Source organism: Sphingobacterium tenebrionis, from assembly GCF_037126265.1.
Taxonomy (GTDB): domain Bacteria; phylum Bacteroidota; class Bacteroidia; order Sphingobacteriales; family Sphingobacteriaceae; genus Sphingobacterium; species Sphingobacterium tenebrionis.
The window spans coordinates 1-15,026 of the sequence record NZ_JAYLLN010000042.1 but is presented as its reverse complement, the minus strand read 5'-3'; the positions used below and the strand labels follow the sequence as shown (position 1 = coordinate 15,026).

General features: G+C 40.7%; 14 protein-coding genes. 11 read left to right on the top strand and 3 right to left on the bottom strand.

The window, feature by feature from the left end; all coding sequences use genetic code 11:
• Positions 1-147 precede the first annotated feature (147 nt).
• Positions 148-1,866 (bottom strand): lysine--tRNA ligase, encoded by a 1,719-nt coding sequence (lysS, locus tag VJ786_RS14265; protein ID WP_134776638.1) that lies wholly within the window; start codon positions 1,864-1,866, stop codon positions 148-150.
• 204 nt (positions 1,867-2,070) lie between these two features.
• Here lysS and VJ786_RS14260 point away from each other — a divergent pair, with 204 nt between their 5' ends.
• The 6 genes from VJ786_RS14260 to VJ786_RS14235 all read left to right on the top strand — a co-directional run bounded on the left by VJ786_RS14260 (position 2,071) and on the right by VJ786_RS14235 (position 7,048).
• On the top strand, positions 2,071-2,319 hold the full coding sequence (locus tag VJ786_RS14260) for a type B 50S ribosomal protein L31 (protein WP_099367172.1): 249 nt from the start codon (positions 2,071-2,073) through the stop codon (positions 2,317-2,319).
• A 74-nt stretch (positions 2,320-2,393) separates the two neighbouring features.
• On the top strand, positions 2,394-3,626 hold the full coding sequence (locus VJ786_RS14255; RefSeq protein WP_134776637.1) for a putative sugar nucleotidyl transferase: 1,233 nt from the start codon (positions 2,394-2,396) through the stop codon (positions 3,624-3,626).
• Positions 3,627-3,628: 2 nt separating this feature from the next.
• Positions 3,629-4,396 carry a triose-phosphate isomerase gene (gene tpiA, locus VJ786_RS14250; RefSeq protein ID WP_134776636.1) on the top strand — a complete coding sequence of 256 codons (768 nt, stop codon included), beginning with the start codon at positions 3,629-3,631 and terminating at the stop codon, positions 4,394-4,396.
• Positions 4,397-4,399: 3 nt separating this feature from the next.
• On the top strand, positions 4,400-5,239 hold the full coding sequence (gene prmA / locus VJ786_RS14245) for a 50S ribosomal protein L11 methyltransferase (protein ID WP_134776635.1): 840 nt from the start codon (positions 4,400-4,402) through the stop codon (positions 5,237-5,239).
• A gap of 3 nt (positions 5,240-5,242) precedes the next feature.
• Positions 5,243-6,613, top strand: a complete 1,371-nt coding sequence (locus VJ786_RS14240; RefSeq protein WP_099367168.1) for a UDP-N-acetylmuramate--L-alanine ligase — start codon at positions 5,243-5,245, stop codon at positions 6,611-6,613.
• A 105-nt stretch (positions 6,614-6,718) separates the two neighbouring features.
• The gene (locus VJ786_RS14235; protein ID WP_099367167.1) at positions 6,719-7,048 is read left to right on the top strand and encodes a helix-turn-helix domain-containing protein; all 330 of its coding nucleotides are present in this window, start codon (positions 6,719-6,721) and stop codon (positions 7,046-7,048) included.
• Between the two features lie 167 nt (positions 7,049-7,215).
• Here the strand turns inward: VJ786_RS14235 and VJ786_RS14230 are convergent, their stop codons facing one another.
• A complete protein-coding gene (locus VJ786_RS14230) occupies positions 7,216-8,076 on the bottom strand; it encodes a sigma-70 family RNA polymerase sigma factor (protein WP_093096797.1) in 861 nt (286 codons plus the stop codon).
• Between the two features lie 299 nt (positions 8,077-8,375).
• Here VJ786_RS14230 and VJ786_RS14225 point away from each other — a divergent pair, with 299 nt between their 5' ends.
• On the top strand, positions 8,376-8,582 hold the full coding sequence (locus tag VJ786_RS14225) for a helix-turn-helix domain-containing protein (protein WP_099367166.1): 207 nt from the start codon (positions 8,376-8,378) through the stop codon (positions 8,580-8,582).
• On the opposite strand, the gene fmt is transcribed toward VJ786_RS14225, so the two are convergent.
• Positions 8,563-9,504, bottom strand: a complete 942-nt coding sequence (gene fmt / locus VJ786_RS14220) for a methionyl-tRNA formyltransferase (protein ID WP_134776634.1) — start codon at positions 9,502-9,504, stop codon at positions 8,563-8,565. The two genes, VJ786_RS14225 and fmt, sit on opposite strands and share 20 nt — an antisense overlap.
• Positions 9,505-9,555: 51 nt before the next feature.
• Between fmt and VJ786_RS14215 the strand changes: the two genes are divergently transcribed.
• The 4 genes from VJ786_RS14215 to VJ786_RS14200 all read left to right on the top strand — a co-directional run bounded on the left by VJ786_RS14215 (position 9,556) and on the right by VJ786_RS14200 (position 14,873).
• Entirely contained in the window at positions 9,556-10,773 is a 1,218-nt protein-coding gene (locus VJ786_RS14215; RefSeq protein WP_134776633.1) for an ABC transporter permease, read from the top strand.
• Positions 10,774-10,904: 131 nt separating this feature from the next.
• The gene (locus tag VJ786_RS14210; protein WP_134776632.1) at positions 10,905-13,043 is read left to right on the top strand and encodes a cation:proton antiporter; all 2,139 of its coding nucleotides are present in this window, start codon (positions 10,905-10,907) and stop codon (positions 13,041-13,043) included.
• Between the two features lie 77 nt (positions 13,044-13,120).
• The gene (gene icd, locus VJ786_RS14205) at positions 13,121-14,392 is read left to right on the top strand and encodes an NADP-dependent isocitrate dehydrogenase (protein ID WP_134776631.1); all 1,272 of its coding nucleotides are present in this window, start codon (positions 13,121-13,123) and stop codon (positions 14,390-14,392) included.
• Positions 14,393-14,612: 220 nt separating this feature from the next.
• Positions 14,613-14,873, top strand: coding sequence for a hypothetical protein (locus VJ786_RS14200; RefSeq protein WP_099367161.1), 261 nt, complete (start codon positions 14,613-14,615; stop codon positions 14,871-14,873).
• Positions 14,874-15,026 lie beyond the last annotated feature (153 nt).

The window sequence follows — 15,026 nt, the reverse complement described above, 5'->3', positions numbered from 1 at the left end:
AGGAGGTACGACGAAGCAATCTTTCGATTAGTTTAAAGATTGCTTCGTTCCTCGCAATGACGGTATTATCGCAATGACGATGGATTGCTTCGTTCCTCGCAATGACGGTGGGTTCCTCGCAATGACGGTATGGTCGCAATTCCTTGCTTACTCAAACCAAGCCATTACCTCATCCTTACTTGGCATCGCCACATCCAACTTCATCTTCTTTCTCATCCCGCCTAAATCATTAAACACCTTATTCGGATTCGCTTCTTTCAAGCTCTCAATCGTCAAAAATCCCATTTTCTGCAATACCGGCACCCATACCTCCGGAATTCCTTGCTCCACATAATCCGCCACAGTAGTTACCTTCGCTGCCTTCTCCGGACGCATCTGCGGGAAGAACAACACCTCTTGAATCGATGGGTTATTTGTCAAGAACATAATCAACCTATCCATTCCGATTCCCAATCCCGATGTAGGCGGCATACCATATTCCAATGCTCTCAAGAAATCCTGATCGATAAACATCGCCTCATCATCTCCTTTTTCCGAAAGCTTCAACTGATCCTCAAAACGCTCACGCTGATCGATCGGATCATTCAACTCCGAATATGCATTCGCAATCTCCTTACCACAAACCATCAATTCAAAACGTTCCGTTAATTCCGGATTATGGCGGTGCTTTTTGGTCAAAGGCGACATCTCAATCGGATAATCCGTGATAAAGGTTGGCTGAATGAAATTTCCTTCACATTTCTCGCCGAAGATCTCATCGATCAATTTTCCTTTACCCATGGTATCATTCACCGCAATACCCATTCCTTTAGCAGCCTCGCGGATCTCATCTTCCGATTTTCCAGTGATATCAAAACCCGTGAACTGTTGGATGGCAGCAGCCATGCTCACACGTGGATATGGCGCGCGGAAATCGATTTCATGCTCGTTGAACGTCGCTTTTGTCGTTCCGTTTACTGCAATCGCACAGTGCTCCAATAAGCGCTCTGTGAAATCCATCATCCAGTTGTAGTCTTTATAGGCTACATAGATCTCCATCGCGGTAAATTCAGGATTATGCGTACGGTCCATTCCTTCGTTACGGAAGTTTTTGGAAAACTCATACACCCCATCAAATCCACCGACGATCAATCTTTTTAAGTAAAGTTCATTGGCAATACGCAAGTACAATGGAATATCCAATGCATTGTGGTGCGTGATGAACGGACGCGCAGCAGCTCCTCCAGGGATAGATTGAAGCACTGGTGTCTCCACCTCCATATAGCCCGCGTTGTTGAAGAATTCACGCATCGCATTGAACAGTTTCGTACGCTTTACAAAGATATCCTTGTTCTGTGGGTTCACGATCAGATCCACATAACGCATTCGATAGCGTTGTTCTGGATCGGTAAAGGCATCAAAGGTCTTGCCATCTGCCTCTTTTACAATCGGCAATGGACGAAGGGATTTGGTCAATACCGTTAAGGTCTGTACGTGGATAGAAATCTCACCAGTTTGTGTCGTGAACACAAAACCCGTGATACCCACGATATCGCCGATATCCAATAATTTCTTAAATACCGTATTATATAAGGTCTTGTCTTCTCCTGGGCAGATATCATCGCGCTTTACATAAGCCTGTATACGGCCAGTAGAATCCTGAAGCTCTAAGAACGATGCACTACCCATCACACGACGGCTCATGATACGACCAGCAAAGCTGATGTTCTTATAGTTTATTTTATCTCTTTCGTAGTTGGCTAATATATCTTCTGCCGTAGCATTCACGTCGAATTTCTCTGCAGGGAAGGGGTTAATACCGAGGTCGATTAAAGCTTGAAGATTTAATCTTCGTTGTTGTTCTTGTTCTGATAATCCAATACTCATGTTTTTTCGGACTTGTAATGAATTGCAAAAGTAGGAAATAAGCTAAGTTTTTACAATATTTGTGCATCTATTTAGGGAGGGTATGGAAGTTTTCAACAATAGTTAAAAAATGTGGAAGGAAATATCCGCACAGTATTGCTTTTGAATGAAAAAAAAATTATCTTTGCACCTCAATTGTTGAATATATAGTAATCATAAGATAAAATGAAAAAAGAATTGCATCCATCAAACTACAGATTAGTTGTATTTAAAGATATGTCGAATGACTACGCTTTCATCACTAAATCTTGTGTTGACACGAAAGAAAGTATTACTTGGGAAGATGGCAATGAATATCCATTAGTGAAATTAGAGATCTCTCACACTTCACACCCATTCTACACTGGTAAAATGAAGTTAGTAGATACTGCTGGACGTATCGATAAGTTCCGTAGCCGCTACAACAAGAAATAATTTATTTTCTTTTAAGAATTTAAAGGATATCCCGATAAGTTTATTATCGGGATTTTTTTATGTAATTTTAGGCCATGTCGCTAACCATCCTTTTATTTGATAAAGCGCCTTGGCGAAACCATTTATTACCGCTTTCGGCCAGTAGACCTGTCGGCAATCTTCGTGTCGGGATCTGTACCCTCGATGAAAAATGGCAGCGTATATTCCAATCACCTGTTTTCTTTGCTACAGCAGATTATTTGCAACCGTCTTTTCCAATTGATGATCATTCTTCAACTGATCCTTCCTTAAAGAATCTGTTTCTGATTATTCAGGCGAATGTTTTGCCTGATATTTCGCTCTTGGAGGAGCTGGAGAACTTACGTGTTGGTGAGGTTTTGGTCTCTTCCGATCGATGGATTGCCTGCAAGTTGGATTTCATTCCGGAAGATATACCGGGGATCATTTCCAGTTTACAACCCGTGAAAAGCAGTTCCAATGTTCAGTTTATCCATCATCCAGAGGATATTTTCCTACAGAATAAGCAACAGTTGGAATTCGATTTTGAATTACTGACCAAAGGAAGGGTCTCAGCGGCAATTTCATCCAATAATATGCTTTTCGGAGATCGTATTTTTATCGAACCTGGTGCGCACGTGGAAGGGGTCAGTTTGAACAGTCTGGATGGGCCTATATATATAGGTAAAAATGCGCAGTTGGAAGAGGGTAGTTTCTTGCGTGGGCAAGTCGCTATCGGTGAATCGGCCAGGGTGAAGATGATGGCTCGCTTATATCCGAATGTGAGCATTGGTCCAGGCAGTACGATTGCCGGTGAAGTAAATAATACGGTGATCTGGGGCAATAGTGCAAAAGGGCATGATGGTTACCTAGGTTGTTCGGTAATCGGGGAGGGTTGTAATATTGGGGCAGGATCGTCAAACTCCAATCTGAAAAACAATTGGCAGGATGTAAGGTTATATGATTATGAATACCTTTCGTATCGGCAGACCGATGTGTTGAAATGTGGGATGATCATGGGGGATCTGGCCATGTTAGGGATAAATTCCTCCGTAAATACAGGTACCGTAATTGGGGTAGCTGCGCAGGTGGCAATGTCAAATATAATTCCCAAATTTGTGCCGGATTTCAGCTGGCAGGTAGGGGATGATTATTCAAGCTATCGGTTTGATAAATTCTTGGACATGTTAGAACGAAGAAAGCTTGCTACTGGAACCGAAATTTCAGGAAATATTGCCATATTTGAACATATATATAATAATACAGCCGGTCTACGGACCGAGGTAATCAACAATCAAACAAAAAAGTAATTATGCGTAAAAACATTGTAGCTGGAAACTGGAAAATGAATTTGGATTATGAGCAAGGATTAAGCTTGTTTTCTGAAATTGTAAATATGGTAAAAGATGAAGTGAGAGGTGGTCAGGAAGTGGTGGTTTGTAGTCCGTTTATCCATTTGCCAAGTTTGGCTAAGCTTGGAAATTCGGCAGTCAACGTATCTATTGGTGCTCAGAACATTTCTGAACATGCATCTGGAGCCTATACCGGAGAAATCTCTGCTTCCCAAGTGAAATCTACAGGAGCTAACTATGTGATCTTAGGCCATTCGGAACGTCGTGCCTATTATGGTGAAACGGATGAGTTATTGGCTAAAAAGGTGGATGCTGCATTGGCAAACGACCTGAAACCGATCTTCTGTATTGGAGAAACCAAAGAGGAACGCGAATCTGGATCTTTCTACGAAGTAATCAAAACGCAATTGAGCAAAGCATTGTTCCATTTGGATGCGAATGCTTTTAAACATATTGTCTTGGCCTATGAGCCTGTATGGGCTATTGGAACGGGTTTAACGGCCACTCCAGAACAGGCACAGGAGGTGCATGCCTTCATCCGCAAGACTTTAGCGGAACAATTTGGTCAAGAAACAGCAGATAATACGAGTATTTTATATGGTGGAAGTGCCAATCCGGGCAATGCCCAGAGCCTTTTCTCCCAACCGGATATCGATGGTGGGTTGATTGGTGGTGCGTCCCTGAAATCTCGTGATTTCCTGCAGATTATTAATGTATTTAACGGTTAATTTATGAAGTACTCAGCAGTTACTTTTACCTCCTCTAACATGGAGGAATGGCAAAAGGATTTGCTCGTTGCTGAATTAGCAAACCTTGGTTTTGATACCTTTGAGGATCAGGACCAAGGTTTTGTAGCTTATGTTCCAACAGCTAATTTGGATATTCAGGCATTGGAGACGGTATTGCTCCAGGAGGCAGGTGATTATGACCTGCAGTATGATGTGCAGGAATTGGAACAACAGAATTGGAACCAATTGTGGGAAAGTAATTTCAGCCCAATCACGGTCGATGATCAATGTTATGTGCGGGCTACTTTCCATGAAGACCGTCCGGAATTTCCTTATCAGATCATCATCGATCCTAAAATGTCTTTCGGAACTGGCCATCACCAGACTACGTCCATGATGCTTTCTTTTGTTCTGGAGAACGATTTTGAGGGTAAGCGTGTTTTGGATATGGGCTGTGGTACGGGTATCCTGGCTATTCTCGCTTCCAAACGTGGCGCAAAAGAACTTATAGCGGTGGATTATGATCCGATCTGTGTGGAAAGCGTCAAGGAAAACAAGGAATTGAACGGCACCTATAATATTGAAGAAAAGTTAGGTTCGAAGGAAGTGATCGAAGGTTTGAAATTTGATACGATCCTGGCGAACATCAATAGGAATATCTTATTGGATCAGATGGAGGTTTATGCCAATGATCTGGATGCTGAAGGAGAATTATACCTTTCTGGATTCTATGATGGTGAGGATTTATCGATCTTGACGGAAAAGGCAGGTGCGGTAGGTTTCGAATTTAAGGAGAAAAAAGTGCTGGATAACTGGTGTTCGGCCAAATTTATTAAATCGTAGTCCATGCGAATTCATTTTATTGCCATAGGCGGTAGCATCATGCACAATTTGGCTATTAATTTAGCTGAACAGGGGCATCAGGTGAGTGGTTCCGATGATCAGATCGTGGAGCCATCGAAATCTCATTTGCAGGCAGCTGGTCTTCTTCCAGATGAACTGGGCTGGTTTCCAGACAAACTGGATGAAAGCATTGATGCCGTGATCTTGGGAATGCATGCCGATAAGGATAACCCAGAGTTGAAGAAAGCACAACAATTGGGGGTGAAGATTTATTCCTTCCCAGAATTTGTGTATGAGCAGAGCGTGGATAAAACGCGCGTTGTCATTGCGGGAACCTATGGTAAAACCACGATCACCAGTATGGTGATGCATGTGCTCAAGAAGCTGGGCAAGAAATTCGATTACCTTGTTGGAGCGCAACTGGAAGGTTTTGATGACCTGTTGCAATTGAATCCAGAAAATAACCTGATCATTATTGAAGGGGATGAATATTTTGCCTCTTCCATAGATCGTAAATCCAAGTTTTTGGATTATAAACCCAATATTGCCCTGATCAGCAATGTGGATTGGGAGCATTTCAAAACGGTGATCCCAGAAGATGAATACCTTAAGCAGTTCGAAGACTTTATCCGTAGCATTGTTCCTAAAGGAACATTGATCTATAACAAGGATAACGGACCGACTCGCGAAGTGGTGGAACGCACCATGGATATCAAGATCAACCGGCATGGCTATAAACTACCTGAATATACCATCAACAAGGGGGTGACTTATATACATGTAGGTGAGGAGCAGATTCCATTAAAGGTGTTTGGCAAACATAATTTGTCGAATATCGCCGGAGCATTTACCGTTTGTGAGTGGTTGGGCGTTAAACGGGATGGATTTTATGAAGCCATCCAAGATTTTAAAAGCTCCATTCGTTACCTGGAATTCGTAGCCAGCCAGAACGGTTCTGTGGTTTACCAGGATTTTGCCCATACGCCAAGCAAGCTTCGCTCAAGTATTCATGCCGTTAAAGAACAATTTCCTAACCAAGCGCTTGTAACAATTATAGAGTTAAACGCTTACGATAGTTTAGACGCAAACTTTATTCAGGACTACGCAAACTCGATGAATGAGTCAGATTTCGCTGTAGTATTCGTTAATACTTCTCTTATAAAGGAAAAAAATATCGATGTAGATAAATTAATCTGGAGTTTATCAGAGGCCTTTAATCATCCGTCTTTCCATGTAATTACACAACTTTCTGATTTAGAAGCATTTTTGGAATCTTTTAAATCAAATGGTTACAATTTACTATTTATGAGTTCAAACAATTACAATGGCGTAAATATGACAAGTTTTGCGGATAAATTTTTGAGAAATTTTTAAGATTTTTCCTTTTTTTTTTAAAATATTAATATTGGCATTTTGATTTATAAGTTATTTGTTTAAATTTGATAATTACTTAATAAATAAATATTTTACATTTTACCCATGAATGCATTAGGAAAGAAAATCAGATTACTTAGACACCAGAAGGGGTGGAGTCAAGAGGATGTGGCAAAACGCTTAGACATTTCGATTCCTGCCTTTTCTAAAATCGAGACCGGAATTACGGATGTAAACCTGTCTAGATTGAATCAAATTTCAAAATTGTTCGGTTTATCGCTTGTACAGCTACTATCTACTTCAGATCCTGAAGAAGATAAGCAGATTCAAAACGAGGTCAATGAACTTCAAAAGAGACTTCAGTCTCGCGAAGTAGAGGTTATTGACTTGCAGAAAAAAGTGATTGATCTTTACGAGCAATTGCATAAAAAATAATTAACTGCTATGTTAAAGGAAGAGCCCTGGGTTATGATTTAACCTAGGGCTTTTTGTTTGGGCTAATTTTTCGGTAAACGATTAAATTATCGAATTTTTAAGGATAAAAAAATGCGCATCGGTCGAGATGCGCATTGCTATTGTTTCTGAAGTAAAGTTTGTATTGTCTAACCTAAATATGACTTTAGGATTTTGCTTCTAGAGGTGTGTCTAAGACGTTGTAAAGCTTTATCTTTAATTTGTCTTACCCGTTCTCTAGTCAAGCTGAATTTCTCTCCAATTTCTTCTAAAGACAATTGATGGTTTGAACCCAGTCCGAAGAACAAAACAATAATCTCTCTTTCGCGCTCTGTTAAGGTCGCTAGAGAACGTTTGATTTCTTCTGATAAAGATTCATCGATCAAAGAGCTATCAGTATCCGGATCGCTGTTTTCCAATACATCCAATAGGGTGTTTTCTTCGCCTTGAACAAATGGGGCATCCATCGATACGTGACGTCCAGAATTGCTTAATGTATCAGATACCTTGTCAACAGTTGTTTCAAGGATGTCTGCCAATTCTTCTGGAGATGGTTCACGTTCGTATTCCTGCTCCAATTTTGAGAAGGCCTTGCTAATTTTGCTTAACGAACCTACTTGGTTTAAAGGTAAACGTACGATACGAGACTGCTCTGCGATTGCTTGTAGAATAGATTGACGGATCCACCAAACAGCATAGGAAATAAATTTGAAACCCTTCGTCTCATCGAATCTTTTTGCTGCCTTGATTAGGCCAAGATTTCCCTCATTGATCAAGTCTCCTAAAGTAAGTCCTTGATTTTGGTATTGTTTTGCTACGGAAACAACGAAACGTAGATTGGTTTTTGTTAATTTTTCTAATGCTACTTGATCACCTTCCCGTATCCTTTGTGCTAGGATTACTTCCTCTTCTGCCGAAATTAAGTCTACTTTTCCAATTTCGTGCAAGTATTTATCTAGCGATTGGGACTCACGATTGGTGATGGATTGTGTAATTTTGAGCTGTCTCATCTAAAATATATAAACCTTTCTATTCTGAAATGTTTGCAAACATAACGAATTTTCTGTAATTAATTCTAATATAATTGTAAATTATTAACTCATTATGAGTTAGTTAGAGGAGCTTAGTTGATGTTATACTCTGTACAAAAATCATTCCAAATTGTCGTGATTACGACATAATGCCCGATCATTTTACAATTTTTAACCAATGCGCATCATATTTATTTTAAATCGCATTCTATTATCAAAAACAATTTAAATTCGCGTTTGTTTTAGAGATTATACTTAACATATTAAATACTAGCATTATGGCCATAGTCATTAAATTGGACGAAATTATGACGATCCGGAAAATGTCCTTGAATGAGCTAAGCGAAAAGGTAGGAATTACTTTATCCAACCTTTCCATCATAAAAAACCAAAAATCAAAAGCTATTCGATTGAGTACGTTGGATGCCCTGTGTAAGGCATTGGAATGTACGCCAGGCGATTTGATTAAATATTCTGAATTTTAGGGTCTTCAAAACGATACCCACGAAGGAAATCGGCTATCAACATTCTCTTTTTACCTTCGATCTGAATAGATAGCAAATGGATATAACCGTCATTAGTGGCCACTTTAAGCAAATTCTTCCCATCGGTGACGTATGTTCCCGGAATTAAGTCGTGCGCTTTTATTTCCTTTGATGTCTGGAAAATCTTTAAACCTTTATTGTCCAATTTGGTAAAAGCAGTCGGGTAGGGGCTTAAGCCTCTAATCTTATTATAGATGCTTGCTGTATCTTTATTCCAATCGATCTCACCATCTTCCTTAAAGATTTTCGGGGCATGTTTTACATCCTCAGCAGCCAATAAATCATCCTGTGGAACTGGATTGATATTTCCATCTCGGATGGCATCCACCGTTTTCACGATCAATTGTGCGCCTTTTTCCATCAATTTATCATGAAGGATTCCGGCGTCATCGGTGTCGGCGATTTCCACTTCATCAGCAAAAAGAATATTTCCAGTATCAATTTCATGCTGCAGCAAGAATGTTGTAACGCCTGATTTTTTTTCACCATTAATAACCGCCCAATTGATCGGGGCAGCACCACGATAATTCGGCAATAAAGAAGCATGTACATTCACGGTGCCATGTTTGGGCATATCCCAAACCATTTCTGGAAGCATACGGAAAGCAACGACTACTTGTAGATCAGCTTGATAGCTGCGAAGTGCTGCAATAAATTCAGGGTCTCTTAACTTTACGGGTTGCAAAACCGGGATCTGATGTTCCTTGGCAAACACTTTGACCGCAGATTCGTGCATTTTCTGTCCTCTGCCGGCTGGTTTGTCAGGCACGGTAACAACAGCAACAACATTTTCGCCGGCATCAATTAATGCTTTTAAAGAAGCTACAGCAAACTCTGGGGTACCCATGAAAATTATACGCATATCAATCTATTCTTTTTTTTAACTTTGCGAAGTTACAAATTAAAATTAAGCTTGAATTTTCCATATTTCCTCGCGAAGCGAATTACTTTATCGGGACAACGTACGTTTTCAAAATTGATCGTACGGGTAACCATAGGTGCATTGACCTTAGCGATCATGGCTATCATCATGGCCGTGGCCATTCTTAATGGTTTCAAGCAGGAAATAACCGAAAAGCAGCGTGGATTCTTCGGAGACATCATCATCCTGAAGAACGAACGCAGTGATTCCTATGTCAACACACCCATCTCACTTTCCAACGAGCAGATCAACGTTTTAGAGAAACATCCAAACGTAGTGAATATCTATCCATTTGCTACGAAAGCAGGGATCATGAATGTCAAAGGGGAGGTTGAAGGTGTGCTGCTCAAAGGGATCGATAAGGATTATGATCAGGAATTTCTTTCCAAGACTATTTTGGAAGGAGAGACCATCGACTTCAACGCAGAGGATGCCGAGAGCCAATTGCTGATATCTTCCCTAACTGCCAATCGATTACATCTGAAGGTGGGGGATAGTTTCATTATGTACTTCATCCAAGAGCCAGTTCGGAAAAGGAAATTCGTAGTCAAAGGTATCTTTACCACCAATTCCGAAGAATTGGATAAGATCTATGTCATTGGTTCGCTTTCTCTGATCAGGAGGTTAAATAATCTGGGCGAAAAGGAGGTTGGAGGCTATGAGGTCCGTGTCAAGGATTTCTCACAATTGGCTTTAACCACAGAAAGCTTGAATGAGGAACTGCCTATTGAATTATATGCCACGAATGTGATCGAGCAGATGCCGGATATCTTCAATTGGTTGAATATGCTTGACATGAACGATAATATCATCTTTGTATTGATGGTTATCGTGGCAGTGATCAACATGATCTCCGCTTTATTGATCAGTATTCTGGAACGATCATCCATGATCGGCATACTGAAAGCGTTGGGCATGCAGAATGGTAAGATTCGAACTATTTTTCTCTATAATTCCCTTTACCTGATCGGTTTTGGATTGATCCTAGGTAATGTGCTGGCCATCATTATTTACTTTTTTCAGAAGCATACCCAATTCTTCAAATTAGATCCTAGTATCTATTATGTGTCTTTCGTGCCGATGGATATATCTTGGCTTACAGTAGTTTGGCTAAATTTAGCTTTAGTTTCCATAGCCTTATTGACACTATTTATCCCTTCGATGTTGATTTCTCGGATATCACCAATTAAGACCATTCAGTTTAAATAATAACACGATTCAGTTTAATTAATCAACTACAAAAGCGGAATTCCCGTCGGGGAAACCGTATTTTTTCCGTATATTTCCCTTGCTAAAACAATTTTAATTTTAATATGTCTTTTATCCTTTAGCAATATTCTATGGACAATAAAATATTCGATCATCTTATTCATGCTTTTGAGGCACCACTGACCAATCCGGTACTCATTTTTTCCCTCGTCCTTTTCATTATCCTGCTATCACCCATTCTTCTAAGACCGATCAAAGTTCCGGGAATTATTGGGTTGATCATCTCCGGGATGATCATAGGGCCACATGGGTTAAATTGGTTGGAAAAGAATTCAGCTGTTGATTTGTTTTCTACCATCGGTTTACTGTATATCATGTTTATCGCTGGTTTAGAGTTAGATATGAATGAATTTAAGAAAACCAAACATAAGAGTTTTATGTTCGGCTTTTTCACGTTCATTATCCCGATATCCATTGGATTTCCGGTCTGTTATTATTTGTTGGATTATAGCTTATTGACCAGTATCCTGATTGCCAGCATGTTTGCTACCCATACCTTGGTTTCCTATCCGATCGTAAATCGTTACGGTATTTCAAAGAATGAAGCCGTTGCGATCACCATTGGTGGTACCATCCTGACAGATACGGCGGTACTTATCATTTTAGCTATTATAAAAGGTGCCTCCGATGGAGAGATCACCAATGAATTCTGGGTAACCTTAGGCGTATCCTTTGCCATCTTCCTGTTCATCATGTTTGGTATCATTCCGAAAATTGCCAAATGGTTCTTTGAGAAGGTAGAGAGTGAGAAAACTGGGCATTATATCTTTGTGCTTACCGTTGTTTTCTTCGCAGCTTTTTTGGCGGAAATGGCGAACTTAGAGCCTATCATTGGGGCCTTTGTGGCGGGATTGGCACTGAATAAATTGATCCCACATTCTTCGGCATTAATGAACCGAATTGAATTTATAGGAAACGCGATATTCATCCCCTTCTTCCTGATTTCTGTCGGGATGATTGTGGATATCAGCATCTTCACCAGTAAGGCCGGATGGACAGTGTTCTATGTGGCCGGCGCATTGACCTTGGTAGGAATTTCGGGTAAATACTTGGCAGCTACTGCTACGAAATGGGCCTTCAAATATTCCAACAATGAACGGAACCTTATTTTTGGGTTAAGTAATGCCCATGCTGCAGCTACGCTGGCCATTATCATGGTAGGATATAACAACCAGATCATTGATGAGAATGTACTGAATGGTACCATCGTATTGATTTTGGTGAGCTGTATTATAGCCTCAGTCGTAACGGAGAATGCGTCCAAAAAGATCGTATTAGAAGGTAGGCAGCATGTAGAACATGTGGAGCATGTGGAAGAGCATGAAGAACAGATTGTGATCCCGATTGCGAACCTGAACAATATGGAAGCCATCTTGGATTTTGCGACCTTGATCAAATCCAAGAAGTCTCCGCATCCACTGAATATTCTAAGTGTGGTTCCAAATGATGAACAGGCAGAACGAAATGTACAATTGGCGAGGCAGAGCTTGGATAAGATCTCCCGATATGCTGCTGGTTCTGAGACAGAAGTGGATCTGATCACGCAGATCGACTATAATATTGCGAATGGTATTGGCCGTGCCTCTCGAGAAGCATTTGCTGATTGTTTGATTTTGGGTTGGCCGAGTGCGACCAGCTTTGTCGAAAAGATTGTCGGAGAAAAAGCGGAGAGCATCTTGAACCATACCGATACCAACCTGATCATGTGTAGGATCGAGAAGCCTTTCATCACCAATAAGCTGATCACCATCTTTGTGCCGCCATTGGCCGAATCGGAGGTGGGATTCCATTATTGGATGGAGAAGATGAGCAAATTGGCATCTGAGTTGACACTTCCTATCACTTTTATATGCAACGAACGCAGTCGACAGGCGATTCTGAATATGTTGGAGACCTTGAAATCCAGCGTGCCTACGGCATTTGAACTGTATGATGACTGGGATAATATTTATGGTCTGGCCACATTCAGCAATGCGGATTCTTTATTGGTTTTCGTTTCATCGCGCTATGGGGAACTATCTTATCGAGATTCTTTAGATGGTTTGGCAAAACGAGTTGGGAAATACTACAAGAACCAGAACCTTATCCTGATCTTCCCGGCACGCTTGGAAGACCAGCATATCGATGAGTATGAGGATGTACAGGCAGCACCTATTTTCCGCAAGATCAGTCGGGAAATTGGAAATATGTTCGGAAAGGATAAAACATAATTTAAATTTTGTTATTTAAAACTTGGGTTAAATAACATTTTACGATAAATATTCATAAATAATTGGAGAGGATTTACATGAAAGAAATGACAGATAAAATCACGATTGACGGAAGTGGAAAATTGCAGGTACCTCATCAGGTGAGCATCCCATTCATTATCGGGGATGGTATTGGTCCAGATATATGGCGGGCATCTGTTCGTGTTTTTGATGCGGCAGTGGCGAAGTGTTATGGGGGAGAGCGGAAAATAACGTGGAAAGAAGTTTTAGCGGGGGAGAAGGCATTCAACGAAACAGGTGACTGGCTTCCGGAAAAAACGTTGACCGTTTTTAAAGAGTATTTAGTAGGTATTAAAGGACCATTAACCACGCCGATCGGCGGTGGGATTCGTTCGTTGAATGTGGCTTTGCGTAAAGAATTGGATCTGTATGTTTGCCAGCGACCTACTAAATGGTATGTTGGTGTTCCTTCGCCAGTCAAACATCCTGAAAAGGTGGATATGGTGATCTTTCGCGAGAATACGGAAGATATTTATGCGGGTATTGAATTTGCTGCCGGAACTGCGGAAGCAAAACGTATGCAGGATTTTCTGAAAGAGGATCTGAATATTGATTATAACTTTACGAATACTACCGGTGTTGGGATCAAACTGGTGTCGGAGGAAGGATCGAAAAGGTTGATTCGTGCGGCTATTGAGTTTGCCATCCGCGAGAACAGGAAATCTGTTACCTTGGTACACAAGGGTAACATCATGAAGTATACGGAAGGAGCTTTCAAGAACTGGGGCTACGAGGTTGCAGAAACGGAATTTGGGGATCAGACCTATACCTGGAACCAATGGGAAAATACCAAAGCGAATAAGGGTCAGGATGCTGCAAATGCGGAGCAGAAGGAAGCGGAGCAGGCTGGAAAATTGATCCTTAAGGATATTATTGCGGATAATTTTCTGCAACAGATCTTATTGGCACCACAGGATTATGATGTAGTGGCTACTCTGAACCTGAATGGCGATTATATTTCAGATGCTTTAGCAGCGATGGTAGGTGGAATTGGTATTGCACCTGGTGGTAATATAAATTATAAAACCGGTCATGCTATATTTGAGGCTACGCATGGTACAGCTCCACGTTTTGCGGATACCGATACGATGAATCCATGTTCGGTTATTTTGAGTGGAGTGATGATGTTGGACTATATGGGCTGGCATGAAGCGGCAGATGCGATTGTGAATGCGGTAGCCACTACAATACAAGAAAAGACGGTAACAGTTGATTTTTATAATTTGATGTCGGATGCAACGCTACTTAAGACTAGTGAATTCGCCGACAAAATTATCGAGAAATTATAAATTCTTTGGGATATTGTTAGAATAAGCTGAACTTTAGGGTTCAGCTTTTTTTGTGGGGTTGAGGGGGAGAAGATTGGTTATGATTTGAGTGGGAAGGTTTGGATGGTTAGAGTAGGGTTTTTGGAGAAGGTTGGGATGGGTGAGCTAAGATTTTTTAAAAGGTTGAAATACCTAGATTAGGATATTTTGATAGTTGAGTTGGATTAGATTAATTTTTAGGATGAATAAAAATGACTTACCAGGATTTATAAGGAATTCTGAGGTTTTTACAGATGAGGAATTGGAGAGCTTGGTTAATTTGGAGGAAAAACCTACTGAACAGGAGATTGATGCTTTTAAATATGACCCGGAGATCCAGGAATTGTTGAATGCTTTCATTGGGGATGAAACAACGCGTTTAACGCATCAGTTGCTGAAAGCAAAGTCGTTTTTAAGGGAGGGAAAGGTGGCGGAAGCCTGGAAGGTTTGTTTTGTGGATTAGGGGATTGTTGGGTAAGGTTTTTGTTAGCATGGTTGATGGGTTTTTGTCATCCTGAGAATTAAAAATTTGAACTAAATTTATCGGAAGGTGATGACATTTAGTAACTTAGTTCATTGACCATTCTGCAGTTTGACCGGACTATCGTATAGTGCA